The 23,058-nt window shown below is 66.6% G+C and carries 18 protein-coding genes; 8 read left to right on the forward strand and 10 right to left on the reverse strand.

What is annotated here, in order from left to right; genetic code table 11:
* Positions 1 to 265: 265 nt before the first annotated feature.
* A complete protein-coding gene (locus tag ACYUME_RS22385) occupies positions 266 to 1,435 on the forward strand; it encodes an MFS transporter (RefSeq protein ID WP_460416932.1) in 1,170 nt (389 codons plus the stop codon).
* Here ACYUME_RS22385 and ACYUME_RS22390 read toward each other — a convergent pair.
* From ACYUME_RS22390 to ACYUME_RS22415, 6 genes are read right to left on the reverse strand one after another with little or no spacing between them, the layout of a single operon-like run.
* Positions 1,413 to 2,339, reverse strand: coding sequence for a LysR substrate-binding domain-containing protein (locus ACYUME_RS22390; RefSeq protein ID WP_460419428.1), 927 nt, complete (start codon positions 2,337 to 2,339; stop codon positions 1,413 to 1,415). The two genes, ACYUME_RS22385 and ACYUME_RS22390, sit on opposite strands and share 23 nt — an antisense overlap.
* A 38-nt stretch (positions 2,340 to 2,377) precedes the next feature.
* On the reverse strand, positions 2,378 to 3,322 hold the full coding sequence (locus ACYUME_RS22395) for an HlyD family efflux transporter periplasmic adaptor subunit (RefSeq protein WP_460419429.1): 945 nt from the start codon (positions 3,320 to 3,322) through the stop codon (positions 2,378 to 2,380).
* Positions 3,323 to 3,331: 9 nt separating this feature from the next.
* On the reverse strand, positions 3,332 to 3,538 hold the full coding sequence (locus ACYUME_RS22400) for a DUF1656 domain-containing protein (protein WP_279887960.1): 207 nt from the start codon (positions 3,536 to 3,538) through the stop codon (positions 3,332 to 3,334).
* Positions 3,528 to 5,684, reverse strand: a complete 2,157-nt coding sequence (locus ACYUME_RS22405; protein ID WP_460416934.1) for an FUSC family protein — start codon at positions 5,682 to 5,684, stop codon at positions 3,528 to 3,530. Before ACYUME_RS22405 ends, ACYUME_RS22400 begins: the two co-directional genes overlap by 11 nt.
* A 60-nt stretch (positions 5,685 to 5,744) precedes the next feature.
* Positions 5,745 to 6,365 carry an isochorismate family cysteine hydrolase YcaC gene (gene ycaC / locus ACYUME_RS22410; RefSeq protein WP_279887962.1) on the reverse strand — a complete coding sequence of 207 codons (621 nt, stop codon included), beginning with the start codon at positions 6,363 to 6,365 and terminating at the stop codon, positions 5,745 to 5,747.
* Between the two features lie 34 nt (positions 6,366 to 6,399).
* Positions 6,400 to 7,089 (reverse strand): hydrolase, encoded by a 690-nt coding sequence (locus ACYUME_RS22415; protein ID WP_279887964.1) that lies wholly within the window; start codon positions 7,087 to 7,089, stop codon positions 6,400 to 6,402.
* 465 nt (positions 7,090 to 7,554) lie between these two features.
* On the opposite strand from ACYUME_RS22415, the gene ACYUME_RS22420 reads away from it, so the two are divergent.
* From ACYUME_RS22420 to ACYUME_RS22435, 4 genes are all read left to right on the forward strand, one after another.
* Positions 7,555 to 7,944, forward strand: coding sequence for a YybH family protein (locus tag ACYUME_RS22420; RefSeq protein ID WP_460416936.1), 390 nt, complete (start codon positions 7,555 to 7,557; stop codon positions 7,942 to 7,944).
* An 87-nt stretch (positions 7,945 to 8,031) separates the two neighbouring features.
* Complete coding sequence (locus ACYUME_RS22425) at positions 8,032 to 9,531, forward strand: purine-cytosine permease family protein (protein ID WP_279887967.1); 1,500 nt, start codon at positions 8,032 to 8,034, stop codon at positions 9,529 to 9,531.
* A 13-nt stretch (positions 9,532 to 9,544) separates the two neighbouring features.
* On the forward strand, positions 9,545 to 10,975 hold the full coding sequence (locus tag ACYUME_RS22430) for an aldehyde dehydrogenase family protein (RefSeq protein ID WP_460416937.1): 1,431 nt from the start codon (positions 9,545 to 9,547) through the stop codon (positions 10,973 to 10,975).
* A gap of 715 nt (positions 10,976 to 11,690) precedes the next feature.
* The gene (locus ACYUME_RS22435; RefSeq protein WP_460416939.1) at positions 11,691 to 12,908 is read left to right on the forward strand and encodes a DUF3422 domain-containing protein; all 1,218 of its coding nucleotides are present in this window, start codon (positions 11,691 to 11,693) and stop codon (positions 12,906 to 12,908) included.
* 178 nt (positions 12,909 to 13,086) lie between these two features.
* Here the strand turns inward: ACYUME_RS22435 and ACYUME_RS22440 are convergent, their stop codons facing one another.
* The 3 genes from ACYUME_RS22440 to ACYUME_RS22450 form a co-directional block, all read right to left on the reverse strand.
* Positions 13,087 to 15,489, reverse strand: a complete 2,403-nt coding sequence (locus ACYUME_RS22440; protein WP_279888530.1) for a DUF3772 domain-containing protein — start codon at positions 15,487 to 15,489, stop codon at positions 13,087 to 13,089.
* Between the two features lie 55 nt (positions 15,490 to 15,544).
* Positions 15,545 to 16,603 (reverse strand): bifunctional DNA-binding transcriptional regulator/O6-methylguanine-DNA methyltransferase Ada, encoded by a 1,059-nt coding sequence (gene ada / locus ACYUME_RS22445; RefSeq protein ID WP_460416941.1) that lies wholly within the window; start codon positions 16,601 to 16,603, stop codon positions 15,545 to 15,547.
* 165 nt (positions 16,604 to 16,768) lie between these two features.
* Positions 16,769 to 17,395: a DNA-3-methyladenine glycosylase family protein gene (locus tag ACYUME_RS22450; protein ID WP_460416942.1), complete on the reverse strand. Its 627-nt coding sequence runs from the start codon at positions 17,393 to 17,395 to the stop codon at positions 16,769 to 16,771.
* 166 nt (positions 17,396 to 17,561) lie between these two features.
* Here ACYUME_RS22450 and ACYUME_RS22455 point away from each other — a divergent pair, with 166 nt between their 5' ends.
* The 3 genes from ACYUME_RS22455 to ACYUME_RS22465 all read left to right on the forward strand — a co-directional run bounded on the left by ACYUME_RS22455 (position 17,562) and on the right by ACYUME_RS22465 (position 21,592).
* Positions 17,562 to 18,077 (forward strand): sigma-70 family RNA polymerase sigma factor, encoded by a 516-nt coding sequence (locus ACYUME_RS22455; RefSeq protein WP_279888533.1) that lies wholly within the window; start codon positions 17,562 to 17,564, stop codon positions 18,075 to 18,077.
* On the forward strand, positions 18,064 to 19,020 hold the full coding sequence (locus ACYUME_RS22460; protein ID WP_460416944.1) for a FecR domain-containing protein: 957 nt from the start codon (positions 18,064 to 18,066) through the stop codon (positions 19,018 to 19,020). The genes ACYUME_RS22455 and ACYUME_RS22460 overlap by 14 nt, the downstream gene beginning before the upstream one ends.
* A gap of 97 nt (positions 19,021 to 19,117) precedes the next feature.
* Positions 19,118 to 21,592: a TonB-dependent siderophore receptor gene (locus tag ACYUME_RS22465; protein WP_460416946.1), complete on the forward strand. Its 2,475-nt coding sequence runs from the start codon at positions 19,118 to 19,120 to the stop codon at positions 21,590 to 21,592.
* An 84-nt stretch (positions 21,593 to 21,676) separates the two neighbouring features.
* On the opposite strand, the gene ACYUME_RS22470 is transcribed toward ACYUME_RS22465, so the two are convergent.
* Complete coding sequence (locus ACYUME_RS22470; RefSeq protein ID WP_460416948.1) at positions 21,677 to 22,834, reverse strand: MFS transporter; 1,158 nt, start codon at positions 22,832 to 22,834, stop codon at positions 21,677 to 21,679.
* Positions 22,835 to 23,058 lie beyond the last annotated feature (224 nt).

Raw genomic sequence — 23,058 nt, forward strand, 5'->3', positions numbered from 1 at the left:
CGGGAATCCAGCACAATGCAATCAATGCCAGTGACCACGAGATCGTATTCATCGAGACCGGGTTGAAGTAGCCCGGATACACACGCTCCCACAGGCTTCGCTTTTCCAAGGCTTCACCGCCTCCGCGTAACCCTCTACACTCTCCCCTGCTTGAACCGGGATAACCGAAGCACTGCCTCGAAACCCGATGGACCTGACCACTGCCGGTCAACCGTCGGGACGAATGGGTCCGGACCTTGGCCGGCCCGTTTATCGGAGGCAACACATGAGCCCGCGTATCTGGCTGCTGGCCCTGGCGACGTTCGTCACGGGCATGGCGGAAAACATCACCGTCGGCATCCTGCCGGCACTGGCCGACGGCCTTGACGTCCCCCTGGGCATCGCCGGGCAACTGACCACGGTCTTCTCCCTGAGCTTCGCCCTTGCCGCGCCCTTCTCGCCCCTGCTCACCACACGCTTGCCGCTGCGTCGCCTGCTGTGCGCCACGCTGGCACTGTTCGCCCTGTGCAACCTCGCGGCGGCACTGGCGCCGGGCTACACGGCGCTGCTGATCGCCCGTATCGGCATGGCGGCGACCAGCGCCCTCACCTGCCTGACCTGCACGCTGATGGCCACGCGCATGGTTCCCGAGGCCCTGCGTGGCCGGGCCATCGGGGTGATCTTCATGGGTATCTGCAGTTCGCTGGTGCTGGGGGTTCCGGCCGGCATGCTGCTGTGCGACATGGCAGGCTGGCGTGGGGTCTTCATCGGGCTGAGCGGGCTGGCCATGGCGGTGTTGCTGCTGGCCTGGCGCGGGCTGCCACAGCTGCAAAGCAGCGAACGCGTGGCGCTGGGCAGCTACCTGCGCCATCTGCGTGACGGGCGCCTGGTAGCCGCACAGGCCGTATCGCTGCTGATGATCGCCGGGCATTTCACGGTATTCGCCTACCTGGCCCCCTATGCGCAACTGGTCGCCGATGTGCCGGTACAGTGGCTGGCCGCGGTGTTCGCCATATTCGGTATCGCGGGGGTATCGGGCGGCTATGTCGGTGGCTGGATGGCCGATCGGCTTGGCGCAGGCAAGGCGATCGCGATCGCGCCGCTGCTGTATCTCGCCAGCCTGTTGCTACTGCCCTTCAGCGCGGGCTCGCCCTGGCTGTTCCTGCCGGCGATGATGCTCTGGGGCGGGCTGAGCTGGACCACCTCGCCGGTGGTGCAGAGCTATCTGGCCAGCCGTGGACCGGACACCTTCCCCGCCGGCATGAGCCTGAACATGTCGGCGATGCACCTGGGCGTCGGCCTGGGTTCGGCCATCGGTGGCGTGGTGATCAGCCAAGCGACGCTGGCCGCCACGCCCTGGGCCGGCGCGCTGCTGACGGCGATGGCGGCGGCACTGGCGCTCTGGTCGGCACGCCCGCCCCGCCCATCGAGCTTCAGCGAGCGCGAGCTGGCATAGCGTCCTGCTGTTCCTGCTCGAAGGCATCGGCCAGGAAGTCGATCAGCTTGCGCACAGCCGGCATCAAGCCGCGCCGGGAAGGAAACAGGGCCACCACCTCGCCATCCCGTGGGGCCCAGCCTTCGAGGACATGGCGCAAGCGTCCACTGGCGAGGTCGGCCCTGACTGCCTCCTCCGGCAGCAACACCATGCCGACTCCTGCCAGGGCGCCTTCGCGCAGCACCGCCAGGTCGTCCGATACCACCCGAGGCCGAAACCGCACGGAGGCTTCGGCGCCCTGCGGCCCGATCAGGGCCCAGGTGTAATCCTGAACGTTGCCCCCCCAGCACAGGCTCGGCAAGGCATCCAGTGCCGCCGGCGAAGCAGGCTGGCCATGCTCGGCCAACAGCCCCGGGGAGGCCACCAGGCACTGCCGGCTCGGCGCCAGCCGGCGCATGATCAGTTCGCTGCTTTCCAGGCGCTGGTGCTGCACGCTAAGCACCAGGTCATAACCCTCGCCGATCACATCCACCCGGCGATTGAAACTCTTGACCAGCAGCTCGACCACCGGGCACTGCGCCATGAAGCTCGCCAGCATCGGCGCCAGCCGCGAGTCAAGCAACTCGGTGCTGCTGGCCAGGCGCACGATGCCACGCGGCTCGGCGCGGTTGCGCTCGACGGCATCCTCGGCGGCGACAGCCTGCTCGAGCATGCCCAGGCAATGACGGTAATACTCCAGCCCCACCTCGGTGACCTGGAACTGCCGCGTGGAGCGCTGGATCAGACGCACGCCCAGGCGCTCCTCGAGCTTGGCCACCCGCCGGCTCAGGCGCGACTTGGGCAGGCCGAGGATCCGTCCGGCGGGAGCGAAGCCACTGTGTTCCACCACCTTGGCATAGAGATACAGGTCGTTCAGGTCGAACATCGGCAACACTCGTCCACGGCTCACCGCTGCATCATCCGTCATTCCTCGAGGATCGTCACAGTGGCGGTGGTCCCGGCCCGCAAGGGTGGAGCATCGCTGCCCTGGGGATCCAGGCGCAGGCGCACCGGCACGCGTTGGGCCAGCTTGACCCAGGTGTAGTTCGGGTTGACGTTGGCCAGCAGGCGATTGCCCGGCTGGTTCTCACGGTCGGTGATGGCGTAGGCGATGCTCTCCACCGTGCCCTGCAAGGCCTGGCCATTCATCAGCACGATGCGCGCACGGCTGCCAATGGCGATACGTGGCAGCTTGGTCTCTTCGAAGTAGCCACTGACATGGAACGAGTCGCTGTCCACCAGCGCCAGCAACGCGGCGCCCGGCTGCGCGAAGTCGCCCTGGCGGGTCAGCAGGTTGGTGACATGACCATTGACCGGCGCCAGCAGCTCGGTGCGTTGCAGGTCCAGCAGCGCCTGCTCCAGCGTGGCCTCGGCCAGCTGCACATTGGCTTGTGCCAGGCCAAGGCTGGACTGCTCGCGCAGCAGGTCGGCCTGGGCCACCGCCACCTCGGTCTTGGACTTTTCCCACTCTTCTGCGGAAATCGCCGACAGTGACTGCAACTTGCTGCGGCGCTGTTCCTCGCTACGCCGTTGCCTGAGCAGTGCCTGGTTGGCGACGATATTGGCCTGCGACTGACCCAGGGCGGCCCGGGCCACCTCGACCGCGCGCCGAGCATGCAGCACCGCCAGCTCATAGCGCGCCGGGTCGATGCGCAGCAACAGGTCGCCCTTGTGCACGAACTGGTTGTCCCGCACCGGCAAGGCGACGATGCGACCACTGACCTCCGCCGCCAGGGTGACCACATCAGCCCGCACCCGGGCGTCACGGGTCCAGGGCGCCTGGGTGTAATGGCTCCAGGCCAGCCAACCCAGCACGATGGCCACCACCAGCATGGCCAGGGTCAGGCTGCGCGATAACAGCGGCTTGATCGACGACATCTACGCACTCACTCCCATCCACAACAGCAAGGCCGCGCAAATCGCGGTGTACAAGGCACCCTGGAACAGCGCCGGATGCCAGACGAATGCCAGCACGCCCACCCGGCGCAACAAGGCATCGACCAGCAGAAACAACGGCAGCGCCAACAGCAGCGCCTGGGCGATGGGCGGCAGGTAGACCCCGCCCACCTCGAAATCAATGGGCATTGGCCACCTCCGGCGACAGCCGCGATCGTTCAGCTTCCAGCACCTGGCGATAACGCGCCAGCAACTGCCCGGCCACCGCCAGCGCCACCCGCAGGATGAACAGTCGGCGCAAGGCGTCAGGCCCCATCTGCCCTGGCGCGCCATGCAGGGCATCGAGCAGCTGCGCCTGGTCGTCCAGTTCCCGCAACAGCGGATCGAGCGCCACCGCTCCCTGGCCACCGATGAAGTCGGCGACACCCTGCAGGCTTTCCCGCAAGCGTGTCCGGGTCGCCGACGGCAACGCCAGGTCACTGTTGCACAAGGCGCGCGCCTGGCCCAGGGCGATGGCCAGCGCCGGACATACCAGCGCGCACTCGACACGCTCGCGCGAGGTAATGTCCGGGGCGGCCGGCAACAGACCGATCAGCGCCGACAGGCGATCGAGCAGCAGGCTCTCGAAGGCGAACTGCCCAGCCAGCGAACCGCTCCCGAGCACCTGGCGGCGCACATCCTCACGGGTCTGGCGAAACAATCGGACGATGCGTTTCTGCGCATTGAACGGGAATACCAGCGCGAACACGGCCATCGCCAGCACCCCGGCCACCAGGTAGCCACCGGCGAACTCGAACCACTGGATATCGCTGTTGTGATAGGCCCCGATATTCTGCGGCCCGATCATCAGCAGGCTGATCAGACCGATGCCCATGCCGATCCCCGCGGTCATCGGGTTGGCCAGGCCGACCGCCGCCAGGTACAGCAACGGTGCCAGGCACAGGGCAAGCATCTCGAAGTCGGTGAACAGCGGCAGCAGGGCGAACTGATAGAGCGCGGACAAGCCCATGCCCACCAACAGCCCGCGGTTGTAGTTCTGGCTGGCCAGCAGAGGTCGGGGCAAGGTCGCCATCAGCGAGCACATCACGCCCATGAGAATCACCGCTGAGCGCGCGCCGTCCCAGGCGCTCTCGATCCACAGCCCGCCGATCAGCAACAGGGCCAGGCAGGCGCGCACGGCGTTCATCGCCGCCAGCGGCCAGTCCAGGTGCAAGGCGCTGGCGCGCCCCTGCTGCTGGGGACAACTGGCCAGACGGCCCTGCTGGATCGCCTCGTTCAGTTCGATCAGCTCGTCCAGTTGCTGCAGCAGGCGCGCCTGCTCCCAGCGCAAGGCCCAGGCCAGGGCACGCAGGTGCGGGGGCAGTGGCTCGTTGAGAAATTCGGCACGGTCGGCGGCGTCATCGAACCCCTTGTGCAGGGTGCGCAGGGCCTCGCGGTCCGCTGCCGAGAGTGCCATGCCGTCACGCGCCAGCGCATCCAGGCTCGCCAGTTCGGCGTCGCGCAGCAACTGGATATCCGCTGGCAGCGGCCCCTGCCAGTGGGCCTTGATCAGCTCACGCTGCTGACGCAGCACCAGCAGTCGCGAAACCAGCAGCACCAGCTGGTTGGCGAACAGTTGCACCAGCCCATCGCCGCTGCGCAGGTGCGGGGCATCGAAATACAGGTGCCGACGCAGCCCCTCCAGAGCGCTGACCTCGGCGATCAACCGGGCCTGACGCTGACCGAATGCGGCTTCGTCCTCTTCGGTGCGGATCACCTCGGCGGCATGCTGGGCGATCAGTTTCAGCAGGCTGTCGACTTTGGCGAAATAGCTATTGGCCACGGCCTGGGGACGGGCGCTCAGCAGGCTGACCACGGCCACGCAGGCCACCGCCAGCAAGGTCTCGGTAACCCGCGTGACGGCCAGCATGAAGGTGCCCTCGGGCTCGGGCACGGCCAGCATGGCCACCACCACCGCGGTGAAGCCACTGAGCACGAAGGCATGGGAATCGGTGTAGCGCAGCAAGGTGCCGCCGGCGGTACACAGCCCCAGCCACAGCGCCAGGCTGACCACCAGGGTGTATGGCATCTGTGCGAACAACGCCATCAGCAGCACGGCCACCGCCGCGCCGACCACGGTGCCGAGCACCTGCGCGAGGCTGCGCTTGAGGGTCATGCCGGCCAGCGGCAGGCTGATGATGATCACCGTCATCAGCGCCCATTTCGGTTGTTCCAGGTCGAACAAGAACGCCAGGTAGAGACACAGCAGGCCCGCCACCACTGTACGCAGCGCGAACAGCAACACATCGCGCCCGGGGCGCAGGGCAAGCCTGAAATAGGCAATCAGTGGAGCCATCCATTACCTCGTAACCGACAAGGCGGGTCCGGGCCCCCGCACCGGGGCCCGGACACACCGTCACTTGGCCAGCTTGCTGTAGCTGGTCATCAGGTTACGGTAGTCGGGAATGTGGTTGGAGAACAACGTGCCCAATCCTTCGATGTCGTTGCGCCAGTCGCGGTGCAGCTCGCAGGCCACGCCGAACCAGGTCATCAGCTGCGCGCCGGCGGCCTCCATGCGACGCCAGGCCGAGTCGCGGGTCAATTCGTTGAAGGTGCCCGATGCGTCGGTGACCACGAACACGTCAAAGCCCTCTTCCAGCGCCGACAGCGCCGGGAAGGCCACGCACACCTCGGTGACCACACCGGCGATGATCAGCTGTTTCTTGCCGGTGGCCTTCACCGCCTTGACGAAATCCTCGTTGTCCCAGGCGTTGATGTTGCCTGGGCGAGCGATATAGGGCGCGTCGGGGAACTGCTCCTTGAGCTCGGGCACCAGCGGGCCATTGGGACCGGTCTCGAAGCTGGTGGTGAGGATGGTCGGCAGCTTGAAGTACTTGGCCAGGTCCGCCAGTGCCAATACGTTGTTCTTGAACCGGTCCGGGTCGATGTCGCGCACCAGCGACAGCAGCCCGGTCTGGTGGTCGACCAGCAATACCGCGGCGTCGTTCTTGTCCAGACGCTTGTATTGGAATGCCATGATGCTTCTCCTTGCGTGGATTGAAAGGCGTGGTTCAGCTGCGCTGCGAGTCCAGTTGCTCATTCTGGGTGACGACGGCCTGAGCCTTCATGTAGCTCTCGATCAGCAGTTGGTAATGCGGGAACACCGAACTGTAGGCCTCGGCCCACTGGGCGGCGTCCGGGCGGTTCCAGGTACGCTGCACTTCCGAGCAGACGGCGGCGGTGTCCATCGGCACCACGCCGGCCTGCACCACCCGCGCCAGGGTCACTTCCTGGGCCATCTTGGAGTAGGTGCCTGACGCATCGATGACCGCGAATACCTGGTAGCCGGCGGCCACCGCACTGATGCTGGGGAAGGCCATGCACACGCTGGTGATGGTCCCGGCGATGATCAGTTGCTTGCGCCCGGTAGCCTTCACCGCGGCGACGAACTCAGGGTTGTCCCAGGCGTTGATCTCGCCTTTGCGAGCCACGTACTTCGCGTGCGGCGCGGCCTCATGGATTTCCGGAATCAGCGGGCCGTTGGGACCTTGCGGCACCGATGCGGTGGTGATGACGGGGATCTTCGCCAGGCTGGCGATCTTGGCCAGGGTGATGGCGTTTGCCCGCAGTTCGGTCATGGGCATGTCCTTGACCGTCTGGAACAGACCGCTCTGGTGATCGATCAGCAGCATCGTGGCGTTATCGGGGTCGATGCGTGGGGCCTGACCTTCGAAGTTGGCGGCTTGCGCGAAATTGCTCATCGTTCTCTCCTCGTTGGTTTGGAGAACAGGCCATCCTGGCCAATGCGGAGGGACCGCGACCCACAAGTCCACAGTGGGGATTATGAGATTAGGCAACACCGGCTGATCGGGACGACCGTCAGTCGGTGACCTTGGGAAATCGACAAATGTCGAGGCAGCCCGAGCGGCCTTTGGCCAAGCGGGCAACGAGCCCAAAGGTAGAGGCATGGAGGCATGGGCCGGTAGGTCCATGGATGAACCCTCAGAGTTCCATATGAAGAACGACACACGGTTCGATATCGCTGTCGCGGGGCAAGCCCGTTCCCACAGGGATCGCAGGAATCTGAACGGGACAGTGTTTTGGGAGCAGCCCATAACACTTCACAAATTTCTGAACTGATTATTTGCCCGCAGCGATTTTTCCCCCCGCCTGCCCCCACCAGAATCGCTTCACCAACAATCACAATAAACCGTGAGGCCACTCCCGTGGACCAGACACTCCAGGTACGGCAGGCCGCCGCCGACCTCGTCGCCGCCTTCGCCAGCAACGACACCGCCCGCTACTTCGCCTGCTTCAGCGAAGACGCCACCTTCCTTTTCCACACCGTGCCGCAACCGCTGCTGTCTCGCCGCGCCTATGAAGATCTCTGGGCGAGCTGGCAGGCGGACGGATTCGCCGTGCTCGGCTGTGAGTCGAGCAACGCGCAGGTGAGCTTGCAGGGCGATGTGGCGATCTTCATGCACGATGTGGCCACGCGCCTGCGCGTCGCTGGCGAAATCCTCGACCTGAACGAACGCGAGACCATCGTCTTCCGCCGGCAAGACGAACGCTGGCTGGCCTGTCACGAGCACCTGTCGGTCATCTCGCCGGCCTGATCTCCTTTCAAGCGGCCCTGCCGCACTGCCATCGCATCCACAACAAGGCCGCCCGACGGCCGACAACATTCGCGCTGGAGCACCACCATGAGCCACTCGACCGGTATCGAGACCAATGGCGTCGAACAGATCCCCGACGATCAACGCGACGCCGCCCCGCTGGACCTGTTCCGCCTGATCTTCGGCGGCGCCAACACCTTCGCCACCGCCGTGCTGGGCAGCTTCCCGGTGCTGTTCGGGCTGTCGTTCCAGGCCGGGGTCTGGGCGATCCTGCTCGGCGTCGGCGTCGGTGCGCTGATCCTCGCGCCCATGGGCCTGTTCGGCGCGCTCAACGGCACCAACAACGCAGTGTCGTCCGGCGCGCACTTCGGCGTGCACGGGCGCATCGTCGGCTCGTTCCTGTCGCTGCTGACCGCCGTGGCGTTCTTCTCGCTGTCGGTGTGGAGCTCGGGCGATGCCCTGGTCGGCGGCGCCAAGCGCCTGGTCGGCCTGCCGGAAACCGACCTGACCCTGGGCCTGGCCTACGGCCTGTTCGCGGTGCTGGTGCTGGTGGTGTGCATCTTTGGCTTCCGCTTCATGCTGTGGGTCAACAAGATCGCGGTGTGGGCCTCGAGCCTGCTGTTCCTGCTGGGCATCTTCGCCTTCGCCGGGCCGTTCGACGCGGGCTACGCCGGCAGCGTCAATCTCGGCCAGGCTGGCTTCTGGGCGGCGTTCGTTGGCGCGGCGATCCTGGCCATGAGCAACCCGGTGTCGTTCGGCGCGTTCCTCGGCGACTGGTCGCGCTACATCCCACGCGAAACGCCCAAGTCACGCATCATGCTGGCAGTGATCCTCGCCCAGGCGGCCACACTGATCCCGTTCCTGTTCGGCCTGTGCACCGCCACCCTGGTGGCCAGCCAGGCACCGGACTACATCGCCGCCAACAACTACGTCGGCGGGCTGCTGGCGATCTCGCCGGGCTGGTTCTTCCTGCCGGTGTGCCTGATCGCGGTGATCGGCGGCATGTCCACCGGCACCACGGCGCTGTACGGTACCGGCCTGGACATGTCCAGCGTGTTCCCGCGCCTGCTCAGCCGCGCCGCCGCCACCTTGCTGATCGGCGTGCTGGCCATCGGTTTCATCTTCGTCGGCCGTTTCACCTTCAACCTGGTGCAGAGCGTGTCGACCTTCGCCGTGCTGATCATCACCTGCACAAGCCCCTGGATGGTGATCATGATCCTCGGCCTGATCACCCGCCGCGGCTTCTACCATGCCGACGACCTGCAGGTATTCACCCGTGGCCAGCAAGGCGGCCACTACTGGTTCGACCACGGTTGGAACTGGCGTGGCATGGGCGCGTGGATCCCCAGCGCGGTCGTCGGCCTGTGCTTCGTCAACCTGCCGGGGCAGTTCGTCGGCCCGCTGGGCACACTCGCCGGCGGTATCGACCTGAGCCTGCCGGTGACCCTCGGCATCGCCGCCGTGCTGTACCTGACCCTGCTCAACTTGTTCCCCGAACCCGCTGGCGTGTATGGCCCACAAGGCCCGCGCTGGGTGCGCTGCAAAAGCACGCCCGTAAAGCCCGTGACCACCGCCGAAATGGCCTGACTGGAATCCGACCATGACCACACCTCACTACATCGACGGCCGCTGGGTCGAAGGCCAAGGCAGCGACTGCATCGTTGTCCACAACCCGTCCGACGGCCAGCCGTTCGCCGAACTGATGGCCGCCAGCAGCGCCCAGGTCGACCAGGCCGTGGCCGCCGCGCGTCGTGCCCTGACCTCCTGGAAGACAGTCAGCGCCGCCGAGCGCGCCACCTACCTGCGCGGCTTCGCCGCACAGCTGGGCCAGCGCCGCGACGAACTGATCGCCCTGCAGATGCGCAACAACGGCAAGCCGCGCCACGAGGCCGAGATCGACCTGGACGACGCCATCGCCACCTTCGCCTACTACGCCGACCTGGCCGAGCAACTGCCGGCGAAGAACCGCGACGTGCCCCTGGCCGCGCCGGGCTTCTCCGCCCGCACCCGTCTGGAGCCGGTGGGCGTGGTCGGCCTGATCGTGCCGTGGAACTTCCCGCTGGTGACCAGCGCCTGGAAGCTCGCCCCGGCCCTCGCAGCCGGCTGCACCGTGGTGCTCAAGCCCTCCGAAGTCACCCCGCTGATCGAGCAGGCCTATGGCCAGATCGCCGAGGTGCTGGGCCTGCCGGCCGGCGTGCTGAACATCGTCAACGGCAAGGCCGAGACCGGCGCCGCGCTGAGCGGCCACAACGGCCTGGACAAGCTGTCGTTCACCGGCAGCAACGGTGTCGGCAGCCAGGTGATGCGCGCCGCCGCGGCCCAGTGCAGACCAGTGACGCTGGAGCTGGGCGGCAAGTCGGCGATCGTGGTGTTCAACGATTGCGATGTCGACCAGGCGGTGGAATGGATTGTCGCCGGCATCACCTGGAACGCCGGGCAGATGTGCTCGGCCACCTCGCGCCTGCTGGTGCAGGAAGGCATCGCCGACGCGCTGCTGCCGCGTTTGCAGGCGGCGCTGCAGGCCTTGCGCGTGGGCAACCCGCTGGCTGAAGAAGTGGACATGGGGCCGCTGACCAGCCAGGCGCAATGGCTCAAGGTTGCCGGCTATTTCGCCACCGCCCGCGAAGAGGGCCTGAAGTGCCTGGCCGGCGGCAAGGCGCTGGACCGCGATGGCTGGTTCGTCAGCCCGACGCTGTATGTGGATGTGCCGGTGAGCAGCCGCCTGTGGGGCGAGGAAATCTTCGGGCCGGTGCTGTGCGCACGGCGCTTCGGCAACGAGGCCGAGGCTATCGCCCAGGCCAACGATAGCCGCTTCGGGCTGGTGGCCACCGTGTGCTCCGCCGACCTGGAACGCGCCGAGCGCGTGGCCGACGCGCTGGAGGTCGGGCATGTGTGGATCAACTCGGTGCAGGCGGTGTTCGTCGAAACCTCGTGGGGCGGGACCAAGGGCAGCGGGATTGGCCGAGAGCTTGGGCCTTGGGGGCTCTCGGGGTATCAGTCGGTGAAGCATGTGACGCGGTGTCTGGGGTGAGAAGCTGAGCCCTTTCACAGGGCGCGTGAGGCTGGCAGGTGTTCGACGGCAGCCCTGCAGCGCCTGTGAGATCGAGCGCCGCCCGCGCGGCGCATCGCGACGCAAGGCCGCTCCTACATCTGTTTCGGGCCAGTCAATCCTGTGCCATTACCGGGTCCGCCTTGTTGGTACGACGCGGTCGCAGCGTGGGCACCACTGGCGCCTCACCTGTCTCAAGACATGCACCAAGGCGGGCAACCATGGCCTGACAGGTTCGGCACGTTGCAACAAATGTAGGAGCGGCCTTGCGTCGCGATGCGCCGCGCGGGCGGCGCTCGATCTCACAGGCGCTGCAAGGCTCTCGGCGAACACATGGTCGCCTTCTGGCGATATCACTTGGAACACCATCGCGGGTCAAGCCCGCTCCCACGACGATCAATACCTCTTCAGCCGTAAGACATTTCCGAATACCCACCCCCGAGGCGCTGCTTCACGCCATCCAGCTGATGCGCGGCATCGAAGACACCTTCGACGAATACTGCTGCTCTTGCGACTGACGCCAACAGACCTGCCCTGCGCGATCCCTGTAGGAGCGGCCCTTTCGCGACACAAGGCCGCTCCTACACAGGCAGGTGTAATTCCCGAACACGCGGCCCCGGCACCCCGTGACTTTTGCCCCGCCCTGCGAAGTCACACCTCCTGGTAGCCCCACAATCACAACACCAGGCCAACCTCCATGCATTCACTTCGCACCGTCCTGCACAATGAACTGCACGCCCGCCCGTCGCTGTACTTCGACGACCCTGCGCATGTCTTCCACTTCGCCTTGCTCGGCGGCGAGGCCGACTGCCAGGCGCTGCTGCAACGCTGCCGCCTAGAGGCCCTCGACACCCAGGCCACCCACGGCATCACCCAGCTCGACGGCCAACCATTCAAGTGGGAGCGCCACGCCGAGTTCTTCACCCTGACTCTGGTGGTGCCTTGTGCCAGCCACGACAGCGACTGGCAACCCCTGCCCGACGTGCTGGCCGAAGCCATCGCACCGCAGGCGGCGCAGGTGATCAACGCCGTGCAGGTGCTGGTACGCGGCGAACAGGACCTGGACCTCGCCCGCTATGGCTTCAAGGACCCCTGCGGCTCCAGCGTCGGCGGCGGCGATGCGGTGGTGTGGAGCGATTTCCGCCTGACCGAGGACGGCACCAACCGCTTCCTGTTCATCAACCGCCGGCTCAACGCCTATCGCCAGGGCCGCATGATCCGCCGCCTGCTGGAGATCGAGACCTACCGCATGATGGCCTCGCTGACCTTGGACACGGCCAAGAACCTGAGCCAGGAACTGGACACCTTCGACGCGACCCTGGTGAACCTTTCCGAACGTAGCGCCAGCAGCGCGGCCCACGATTCCAAGGCCCTGCTCGAGGCCATCGCCCTGCTGTCGCGGCAGGTGGTCGACCGCACGGTACAGACCCGCCATCGCTTCGGCGCCAGCCAAGCCTATGCGCAACTGGTGTTCGAGCGCCTGGGCGAACTGCGTGAGAGCCATGTTGCCGACTGCCAGCGCCTGGGAGTGTTCATCGAGCGACGCTTCAAGCCGACCCTGCGCTATTGCGCGGCCACCGAACAACGGCTGGAACAGCTGGCGAAGAATGTCGCCAACCTGGGCGACCTGCTGCAGGCGCGGGTACAGGTGGAGATGGAGGAGCAGAACGCCGAGATCCTGCGCAGCCTCAACGCCCGGGCCGACGCTCAGGTGAAGATCCAGCGGGCGGTGGAAGGCTTGTCGATCATTGCGATCACCTATTACCTGCTGAACCTGTTCAAGCTGCTGTATGGCGGGCTGAACGTGCTGGGGGCGGGGTTGACGGCGCGGGAGGCGATGCTGGGGATGGCACCGGTGGCGGGGTTGGTGCTGCTGGTAATCCTGATGAGGATTCGACGAGCCAAGCAGCATTGAAATCATCGCGGGGCAAGCACGCGCCAACCTCAAGCCTTGCGCGATCCCTGTAGGAGCGGCCTTGTGTCGCGAAAGGGCTGCGTAGCGGCCCCAGATCTCAGTGTTGAGCAAAGATTGCCGGGGCCGCTTTGCGGCCCTTTCGCGACACAAGGCCGCTCCTACAAGAGCCGAGATGGCATCACGCCGGCTCGTCGGCCGGTCGCCCATTCTCCTGCACCAGCACCATGCTCTGCGGCGACGACAGGGCAATCCCCTCGTCGCGCAGCTGTCCAAGGATGGTGAACAGCAAGTCGCTGCGCGTGCTCGACACCTGCCGTGGCGAGGCCACGTAGCCGCTGACCGCGATCACCATGCCGCTGCTGGTCAGGTCCTTGAAGGTCACCGAACTGGCCGGCGCATCGAGGATCGAGTCGTGCTCCTTGTAGGCCTTGAGCAGCAATTCGCGCACATGGTTGGCATCGGTCTCCAGCGGCAGCGTGAGCGTGATGCTCACCACCCCCAGGGCATTGGCCATGGTCACGTTGCGCACGTTCTGCGAGATGAACTGCGAGTTGGGCACGATCACCGTCGAGCGGTCGGACATCTGGATTTCGGTGGCGCGCACGTTGATCCGGCGAATGTCACCCTCGACACCGGCCAGGCTCACCCAGTCGCCGACCTTCACCGGGCGCTCGGTGAGCAGGATCAAGCCGGAAATGAAGTTCTGCACGATCTGCTGCAAGCCGAAACCGATACCCACCGACAGCGCACTGACCACCCAGGTCAGACTGGTCAGGTTGATGTGCAGGGTGGACATCACCAGCATGGCCAGGAACAGGAACCCCAGGTAGCCGACCAGGGTCACCAGCGAGGCGCGCATGCCAGCGTCCATGTCGGTCTCCGGCAGCAGGCGCTCGCTCAGCCAGCGCTTGACCACGCGGATGGCGAACCAGCCACCGAGGAAGATGATCACGGCCAGGAAGATGTCCTGGGGCACGATGTTCAGGTTGCCCAACACCTTGCCACCGGTGCCGTCCCAATCCGCCAGGCTCAGCAGCAACTCGCCGGGGCTGGTGCCCGAGGGCATGAACACCAGCAGCGCGGCGGCGAACAGCAGCACGGTGCGGCCGATGCCCGCCAGCACCGTGGTGGCCTGCGCCTGGTGTCGAGGCTGCAGGCCGAGGGCCGAGGCCAGTGCCAGGCCACCTGGCTGACGAGGCGACAGCAATGTCTCGCAGAGGTCGCCGAACACCGTGACCAGCAGGTAGGCGCAGGTCACCACCACACTGACCCACAGCAGCTTGGCCGTGAGGAAATAGGCCAGCGTCAGGTAGCCGGCCAGCAGGGTCAGCAGGATCGCCAGCACCCACACCACGATCACGAACGGGATCAGCCCGGCCAGCCCCTTCGGCCGTTCCAGATCGTGCAGGCGGCGAGCGCGGCGGTAGCGAACCAGGGCCACGACGAACAGCAGCGACACCACCAGCGCGGTCAGGCCGTTGGTGGCCAGGGTCAGGGCCAGGCTGGTGCCGATCACGCTGTTGATGCGCTCCTGGGTCAGCAGCACCATCAACGTCAGGGCCAGCACCTGCGGGAACCAGCCCAGGGCACTGGCCACTTCGTCGGGGATCGGCGGCAGGCGCCAGGACGGGCGCTGCAGCATCAGCATGGCGCGGCCCAGGCCCGAGATGAAGGCACTGAAGATCACCAGCGTGAGGATGTGATTGGTCAGGCTGGCAAGATCGGTGCCCAGATCCGCGCTGCTCTCCAGGCCCCAGCGCAGCAACGAAACCGAACCGGAAATGGTGCCCAGGGTGGCCAGGCTGACACCCAGCGCCAAGGCGCTGCGGCGCAGGCGACCCACGGGCAGCCAGCGGACCATGGCATCGGCCAGCAGGCGCTCGAACATCCGCCGTACCAGGGTCCAGACCAGCACCGCGGCCACCAGGGCGCCGATGAACCACCAACGGTGCTCGGCGCCGAAGGCGCTGTCCACGGCATCGGCCACCTCGCCGCGCAGGTCGCGCAGGCGGGCAACGTCATCCTCGGTGGGGCGGATCAGGCTCGACCAGAACGCCGGGCTCAACGGGCTCGCGGCGCGGCTGGTGATCTGCGAGTTGAACAGGCTGCGGCGCAGGTTGACGATCTGCGTGGACAGGTCACGGGCCGACTGGGCCAGCGTGGTGGCGTCCTTCTGTTCGGCGACCAGCGCGTTTTTCTCGTCGTTGAGCTGCTTGCGCTGGCGGGTCAGGCTTTCGGCCTCTTCGGCCACCGGCGGACCGAGCACGTTGAGCTGATCATCCAGGCGCTGCACGTCGGCGGTGCGCTGGGTGGTCAGCACATCGGCCTGGCGCTGCACCTGCAGGGCCGACTGGCGCAGCTGCGCGAGCAGGTCGTCGTTGGCATCGCCGGTGACGCCCTGGCGGATCTGGTCGAGCCGTTCGCTCAAGGTATCCAGGCTGGCGTTTTCGTCCAGCTCCTGCTGTTCGGCCACGGCCAGCCGCGATACAGGCGTGGCCGGCGCGGCCCAGGCCGGGATGGCCAGGCATAGCAGCAGGGCCAGAATCCCTGGGTAAAATCGGTCAAGGCTGACACGCCTCATCGAATGTTCCTCTTACACAACTCGACAGGGCGTGAATTCTACGCGGTCCGGACGCTCAGGAGAGTGCCGTTTCTCGGTCCAGCAGCTGACGTTTGCGTTCGATACCCCAACGGTAGCCGCTGAGCTCGCCATCACGGCGCACCACGCGGTGGCAGGGAATGGCCACGGCGATCGCATTGGCGGCGCAGGCCTGGGCCACCGCCCTGACCGCCTTCGGCACGCCGATGCGCTCGGCGATGTCGGTGTAGCTGACCCGCGTGCCAGGCGGAACTTCGCGCAGCGCCTGCCAGACCCGTTCCTGGAACGCCGTACCTTGCACATCCAGCGGCAACGCGAGGCCCAGCGCCGGCGCCTCGACGAAGCCGATCACCTCGGCGACCAGGCGCTCGAAGGCGTCATCACCGCCGATCAGGTGAGCCTTGGGGAACTTGTCCTGCAGATCCTTGAGCAAGGGCTCGGGCTCGTCGCCCAGCAGGATGGCGCAAATGCCGCGCTCGCTCTGCGCCACCAGGATCGCCCCCAGCGAACACTGAGCCAGGGCGAAACGGATGGTCGCGCCCTGCCCGCCGGCACGGTAATCCCTCGGGCGCATGCCCAGCCGCGAGCCTGCGCTTTCGTAGAAGCGGCTGTTGGAGTTGTAGCCCGCCTCATAGATGGCGTCGGTGACACTGGCGCCTGCGTCCAGGCCCTGACGCAGGCGTTGGGCGCGGAACGCCGAGGCGTAGGCCTTGGGTGTAAGCCCGGTCTCGGCCTTGAACAGGCGGTGCAGGTGAAACGGGCTGACATTGAGCTCGGCGCCGAGCCGGTCGAGGTTGGGCGCGGTCTCGCTGGCCTCGATCAGGCGACAGGCACGCGCCACCAGCTCGGTGCGCCGGCTCCCCTGCCCGCCTTTGCAACGCTTGCAGGGGCGGTAGCCAGCGGCCTCGGCCTGGTCGGCAAGCGTGAAGAACTCGACGTTCTCGCGCTTGGCCAGGCGCGACTTGCAGGCGGGCTGACAATACACGCCTGTGGTCCGCACGGCGTAGACGAAGTGGCCGCTCGCCGCCGTGTCGCGGGACTGCACGGCGTGCCAGCGTTCGGCGTCGGTGGTATAGGTGGTCGGGGCGGGCTTCATCAGGGGCCTCTCCTGGGATTCGATACCATCAGCCTGGCAGGGTGGATGATGCGTGGAACTCCGATTCTTGCGGTGTTTTCACGGGCCCTATCGCGGGGCAAGCCCGCTCCCACAGGAGCATGGTCCATCCTCGTGGGAGCCGCGATAGGGCCATGCAGGTAGGCTTCAAGCCCGCCACAGGTACCAAGCCGCCACAGTGCGATAAGGGCTCCACACCTGGCCCAATACCCGCATCTGCGCTGGCGTCGGCGCCTTGTCCAGGCCCTTCATGCGCCGATACCCCTCGCGCACGCCAAAGTCATCCACCGGCAGGATATCCGATCGCTCCAGGCTGTAGATCAGCAGCATCTCCACCGTCCACCGGCCAACGCCACGCAGCGACACCAGACGCGCGACCAACTCATCGTCAGGCAACTGCATGGCCTCTTCCCGGCCTGGCACCACACCCTCCAGGCAAGCCTGGGCGATCGCGTACAGGGTGGCGCTCTTGCTCGCGGAGAAGCCGCAGGCCCGCATCGTCTCCGGGGTCACCGCCAGTAACTGCTCGGGCGCGGGAAACGCCACATCCGGGAACAATGCCAACAATCGCCCGAGAATCGCCTCGGCCGCCCGCGCATGCAACTGCTGGTAGGCAATGGCCCGCACCAGCGCCTCATACGGTTCGCGCCCAGGCGTGGCCTGGTGCAGGCAAGGGCCTACCGCGGCGATGTGCCGCGCCCAATCCGGATCCTGCTCGGCAAGCCACGCGGCGGCGGCATCAAACGCCTGGGGTGAAAGGTCTGCAAGGATCATCGATAAGGCTCGATCAGAACACGATCCCCCAGCCTAGCCCAACCGCTCATCGGTGAAACGCTCAATCTTGCGCATCGAATACCTGGCATACCATTGATCCGGCAACACGGCTCCGCCTAGAATTGAGAACTATTAACAATCACATTATCCGCAGGCACGCCAGACGATGCAGATCGATGACACGCTGAAACCGGCCCAGGTCGATCTGCTCTACCAAGCCCATCATCGTTGGCTGCGCGGCTGGCTCGGGGCGCGAGTGGGTTGCCGCGAACATGCCGCGGACCTGGCCCAGGACACCTTCGTGCGCCTGCTCAAGGCCCGCCAGGTGTCGCCGCTCAAGGAGCCACGCGCCTACCTGAGCAGCATCGCCCGCGGCCTGATGATCGATCAGTTCCGCCGTCGCGCCCTGGAAAACGCCTACCTTGAGAGCCTGGCCAGCCTGCCCGAGCAGGAGGCGCCCAGCGAGGAACAGCGCCTGGTCATCCTCGACACCCTCGAGCGCCTGGACCGCGCCCTGCACCGCCTCAAGCCGCGAGCACGGCAGGCCTTCCTGATGGCCCAGCTCGACGGCCTGACCCTCACCCAGATCGCCCTGCGCCTCGGCGTCTCCCGCGCCACCGTCGAGCGCGACCTGGCCCGGGCCCTGGGTGTCTGCTATCGGTTGCGCTATGCCGACGCCTGAAGCAACGCCCACCCAGGCCCAGGTCGACCAGGCCATCGAGTGGCTGGTCAAGCTGCGCTACGACAGTCCTGGCCCGCGCACCGAGCAACAGTTCCAGCGCTGGCTGGCCAGCCATCCACAGCATGCCGCGGCCTGGCAGCGAGTCAGCACGCTCGGCGACGAGCTGGCCGACCTGCCGGGCGAGCTGAGCCGACGCACGCTGGCCGGCAGCGAGCACCAGCGCATGAACCGCCGCGAGCACCTCAAGCTGCTCTCGGTGCTGGCGCTGACTGCGGGCGCCGGCTGGGCCGCGCGCGAGCCGCTTGGGCTGCCGGCGCTGCTGGCCGACACCCGCACCGGCACCGGCGAGCGCCGCGAAGTGCTGGGCAGCGACGGCAGCCGCGTGCGCCTCAACACCGCCAGCGCTATCGACCTGCGCTACAGCGTCGAGCAGCGCCGGTTGACCCTGCTGCGCGGCGAAGTCAGCCTGGACAGCAACGCCAACGACAACCGGCCCTTCAGCATCGACACCCGCGTCGGTGGCCTGGTCACCCAAGGCGGCCAGCTGCTGCTGCGCGAGAACGCCCAGGGGCTGTTGCTGGCGGTTCGCCAGGGCGATGTAACGCTGTTCCCCGACACCGCCGCCGAACATCGGGTCAAACCGGGCGAGGTGCTGCAGGTGGCCATGGCGGGTGATTATCAAGCGGCCACATTGCACGGCGACCCCTGGGCTTGGACCGACGGCGTGCTCAGCGTGCAGCAAATGCCGCTCGGCGAGTTCGTCGACGAGCTGTCGCGCTACCGCCCCGGCGTGCTGCGCTGCGCACCGGAAGTGGCTGGGCTTGCAGTCTCAGGCACCTATCAACTGGACGATACCGAGCAGATCCTGCTGCTGCTGGCCCGCAGCCTGCCGGTACGCATCGATTACCGCACACGCTTCTGGGTGAGCATCGGCGCCGCCTGAAAAACTCTTTTGAAAATAAATGAGGTGGAATCTCATTCTCGTCCGGCCTGAAGGAAACAAGCCCGAACAGTGGTCTGCCAACCTTCAGGAGCGCTTCATGATCCGCCCGTGTTCCCCCCGCAACGCCACCCTGCGCCATGCCATCCGCGCCGCCGCCCTGGGCCTGGGCGTGGCCTGCGCCGGCGTGCTGCCGACCCTCGCCCTTGCCGCCCCCGCCAGCCAGAGCCAGCAGCGCGACTGGAACATCCCCGCCGGCCCGCTGGCCGCCGCGCTGGACCAGCTGGCGCGCCAGGGCGGACTGAACCTGTCGTTCGACGCCGGCAGCCTGCGGGGCAAGACCACCCAGGGCGTGCAGGGCCGGCATGACAGCGCCCAGGCCCTGCAGATCCTGCTGCGGGGCAGCGACGTGCAGGTCCAGCAGGAAAGCGACAAGAGCTTCCTGCTGCTCCCGGCCCTGGACGTCGGCGACGCCCTGCAACTGGGCGCCACCAGCATCTCCAGCAACCGCCTGGGCGAGACCACGGAAAATACCGGCTCCTACACCACCGGGGCGGTGACCATTGGCAAGACCCCGCAAAGCATCCGCCACACCCCGCAGTCGGTGACCGTGGTCACCCGCCAGCGGATCGACGACCAGAACATCACCAACCTCACCAACCTGCTCGAACAGACCCCCGGCGTGGTGGTCAACCTCACCGACAGCGAGCGGGTGCAGTACTTCTCGCGCGGCTACCAGATCGACGCCATCCAGTACGACGGCGCCACCGTGGTGCAGAGCAGCGGCGGCGGCTCGTTCATCCAGAGCGACTCGGCGATCCTCGACCGCGCCGAGGTCCTGCGCGGCGCCACCGGCATGCTGCGCGGCGCCGGCAACCCCTCGGGCACCGTCAACCTGGTGCGCAAGCGCCCGACCTATGAGTTCCAGGGCGAAGGCAGCGTCACCCTGGGCACCTGGGACGCCCAGCGCTACGTCGCCGACCTCTCCGGCCCCTTGACCGAGACCGGCAACGTGCGTGGCCGGGTGATCGCGGTGCACGACGAGAAGGACCACTTCCAGCAATCGCGCCAGGAGCGCAAGGACGTGCTGTACGGGGTGATGGCTTTCGACCTCGACGACAGCACCACCCTGACCACCGGCCTGGAATGGACCCAGCTCGACGCCACCGGCGCCTGGGGCAATCTGCCGGCCGATTACGACGGCTCGCCGCTGCCATTCGGTCGCAGCACCTACCTGGGCGCCGACTGGAACCGCTGGAACCGCAGCAACCTGCAGACCTTCGCCGAGCTCGAGCACCGCTTCGACAATGACTGGACGCTCAAGCTGATGGCCCAGCGCACCCATTTCGAGCTGGACGACAACGGCTTCAAGCAGACCTACTTCAGCCGCGCCACCGGCACCGCCAACCCGACCCGCAACCCTTACCTGATGAGCTACCAGGTGACCGAAGGCGATGGCGGCGAGAGCCTGCAGAACAACCTCAGCGCCACCCTCAACGGCCCGTTCGACCTGCTTGGCCGCACCCACGAGCTGATGCTGGGCGTCGAGCGCATCCGCAATGACTCCTACGCCTCGGCCACCAACAATGTGCAGTCGGGCGTGTTCGACATCCGCACCTGGGACCCGAAGACCAGCCTGGCCAACCCGAGCATCAACATCAGCGCCCACCCGGTGCGCACCCGTACCACCCAGGAAGGCGCCTATGCCACCTGGCGCATCTCCCTGGCCGACCCGCTTACCGCGATCATCGGCGCCCGCGCCAACTGGTACGACTACGAGCAGGAGAACAACACCAAGGCCAGCGGCAAGTTCAGCGTCGACAACGAGATCGTGCCGTACGCCGCGCTGATCTACGACCTCAACGAAAACTTCAGCACCTACGCCAGCTACACCGAGATCTTCAACCCGCAGACCAACACCGACGCCGCCGGCTCCGTGCTCGAGCCGGTCACCGGCGAGGCGTACGAGACGGGAATCAAGGGCGAGTTCTACGAGGGCCGGCTGAATACCTCGCTGGCGTTCTTCCGCATCTACCAGGTCGGCAACGCGCTGGACGACCTAAGCGGACCGAACCCGTGCCTGCCCAACTACACCAGCGGCTATTGCAAGGTCGCCGCGGGCAAGAACCGCAGCCAGGGCTTCGAGCTGGAAATATCTGGCGAAGTTCTGCCGGGCTGGAACGTGACCGGTGGCTACACCTACAACACCACCGAGTACCTCAAGGACACCACCGGCACCAACGGCAACCCAATCCGCACCACCGACCCCAAGCGAATGCTGCGGCTGTTCACCAGCTACCGCCTGCCGGGCGAGTTGCAGGCCTGGACCGTGGGTGGCGGCGTGCAGGCGCAGAGCGACATCTACAACCGCAGCGGCAGCGCCGAAGCCTCGCAGTCGGGTTACGCGGTGTACAACGCGATGGTGAACTACCGATTCAACGACCACTATTCGCTGCAGTTGAACGCCAACAACCTGTTCGACAAGCAGTACTACCGCCAGGTGGCGCCGACGCCGACCGGGTATTACTGGGGCGACCCGCGCAATGTGTCGGTGACCTTGCGCGGAACGTTCTGACCTGACCATGGCCATCGCGGGGCAAGCCCGCTCCCACGAGCACAGTTACGCGTGGGAGCGGGCTTGCCCCGCGATGGCCGGGGATCAGTCCGCCACCGCCTGCAGCTTGCCCGCCCGGCGATAGGCCTGGCGCGCGAAGCACACGAACAGCCCCGCCATCAGCGCCAGCGCCATGGGCAGGCCATGGGGCGCCACATCCATCGCCGCGCCGCTGACCAGGGGTCCGACCAGGCTGCCGACACCCCACAGCAGGCCGACACTGGCGTTGGCCGTCACCAGGTCCTGGCCTCTGAAGCGCTGCCCGATCAAAACCAGCGCCAGTGTGTAGATGCCACCCGCCACAGCGCCGAGCACCACCAGCAGCGGCCACAGCAGCCAGGTCATCTGCAGCAGCCACGGCAGCGCGATGCCGATGGCCATCGCCGCCAACCCGCACACCAGGTGCAACCCGGTGCGCTCGACCCGATCGGCCAGCCAGCCCAAGGGCAGCTGGAAGATCATGTCGCCGGCGAACACCACGGTCACCATCAGCGCCGCCACGCCCACGGCAAAGCCATGGCTGGTGGCATACACCGGCAACAGCGACAGCACCACGGCATCGAAGAACGAGAAGAACAGCACCGCCACGCACAACGCCGGGGCGACGCGGAAGAAGCCGGCCAGGCCGAAACTCTTCTCGCCTTCCTCGTGCTCGACATGGTCGTTGGGCACGGTGAACAGGATGCACAGCAGCGCCAGGCCGTAGCAGAACGTGACCACGCCGGTCAGCCACGGGCTATCGGCGCCGAGCAGGGCGAGCAGCGCCGGGCCGAGCACCTGAAAACCAGTGAAGCTGGTGGCGTACAAGGCCATGATCTTGCCGCGATTGTGCTCCGGGCACAGCTCGTTGACCCACGACTCGCCGAGGATGATCGCGATGCCCATGCCGATGCCAAGCCCCAGGCGCAGCAGCGCCAGCCACGCCATCGAGTCGAAGGCCCACTCCAGCAGGGCGATGCTCAGGGTGCACAGGCTGAAGCTGAGCAGGTAGATGACGCGCCGGGTCAGGTGCTTGCAGCAGACATCGACCATGAATGCCGAGAGCATCATGCCCGCCGCCGGGATCGCCGAGATGATGCCGATCTCCAGCGTCCCCGCCCCTGCTTCGTGCAGGCGCAACGACACCAGCGGCAGGCTCGCCCCGAGGCTGAAACCGACCACCGACACGGCGAACAGCAGGCCCGCCAGCAAACGCATGTTCATGTACCACTCCTTGCAAGCCGGCGCGCAGGAGCTCTGGCCCTGGCCGACTGGAAAATCCGCTGAAAGATGTTCGAACGCAGACGCCCGCGATCACGCTGCAAAGGCGCGGGATGCAGGGGCGCGAATCAGATCAGGGCAAGGTGTGGCGAGAAGGTGAAGGCGAACAGCACGCTGCGTCGACGCTTGAGCACCGTGTCGCTCGGCCACGCGCGGCGCGCTGTCGG

The sequence above is a fragment of the Pseudomonas sp. microsymbiont 2 genome (assembly GCF_054788395.1).

Coding starts and splice junctions, on each gene's coding strand:
- ycaC (WP_279887962.1), bottom strand. CDS start 6,365: ATGGCATTCCAATACAAGCGTCTGGACAAGAACGACGCCGCGGTATTG.
- ACYUME_RS22400 (WP_279887960.1), bottom strand. CDS start 3,538: ATGCCCATTGATTTCGAGGTGGGCGGGGTCTACCTGCCGCCCATCGCC.
- ACYUME_RS22470 (WP_460416948.1), bottom strand. CDS start 22,834: ATGAACATGCGTTTGCTGGCGGGCCTGCTGTTCGCCGTGTCGGTGGTC.
- ACYUME_RS22385 (WP_460416932.1), top strand. CDS start 266: ATGAGCCCGCGTATCTGGCTGCTGGCCCTGGCGACGTTCGTCACGGGC.
- ACYUME_RS22405 (WP_460416934.1), bottom strand. CDS start 5,684: ATGGCTCCACTGATTGCCTATTTCAGGCTTGCCCTGCGCCCCGGGCGC.
- ACYUME_RS22450 (WP_460416942.1), bottom strand. CDS start 17,395: ATGATCCTTGCAGACCTTTCACCCCAGGCGTTTGATGCCGCCGCCGCG.
- ACYUME_RS22460 (WP_460416944.1), top strand. CDS start 18,064: ATGCCGACGCCTGAAGCAACGCCCACCCAGGCCCAGGTCGACCAGGCC.
- ACYUME_RS22440 (WP_279888530.1), bottom strand. CDS start 15,489: ATGAGGCGTGTCAGCCTTGACCGATTTTACCCAGGGATTCTGGCCCTG.
- ACYUME_RS22465 (WP_460416946.1), top strand. CDS start 19,118: ATGATCCGCCCGTGTTCCCCCCGCAACGCCACCCTGCGCCATGCCATC.
- ACYUME_RS22455 (WP_279888533.1), top strand. CDS start 17,562: ATGCAGATCGATGACACGCTGAAACCGGCCCAGGTCGATCTGCTCTAC.
- ada (WP_460416941.1), bottom strand. CDS start 16,603: ATGAAGCCCGCCCCGACCACCTATACCACCGACGCCGAACGCTGGCAC.
- ACYUME_RS22435 (WP_460416939.1), top strand. CDS start 11,691: ATGCATTCACTTCGCACCGTCCTGCACAATGAACTGCACGCCCGCCCG.
- ACYUME_RS22390 (WP_460419428.1), bottom strand. CDS start 2,339: ATGTTCGACCTGAACGACCTGTATCTCTATGCCAAGGTGGTGGAACAC.
- ACYUME_RS22425 (WP_279887967.1), top strand. CDS start 8,032: ATGAGCCACTCGACCGGTATCGAGACCAATGGCGTCGAACAGATCCCC.
- ACYUME_RS22430 (WP_460416937.1), top strand. CDS start 9,545: ATGACCACACCTCACTACATCGACGGCCGCTGGGTCGAAGGCCAAGGC.
- ACYUME_RS22415 (WP_279887964.1), bottom strand. CDS start 7,089: ATGAGCAATTTCGCGCAAGCCGCCAACTTCGAAGGTCAGGCCCCACGC.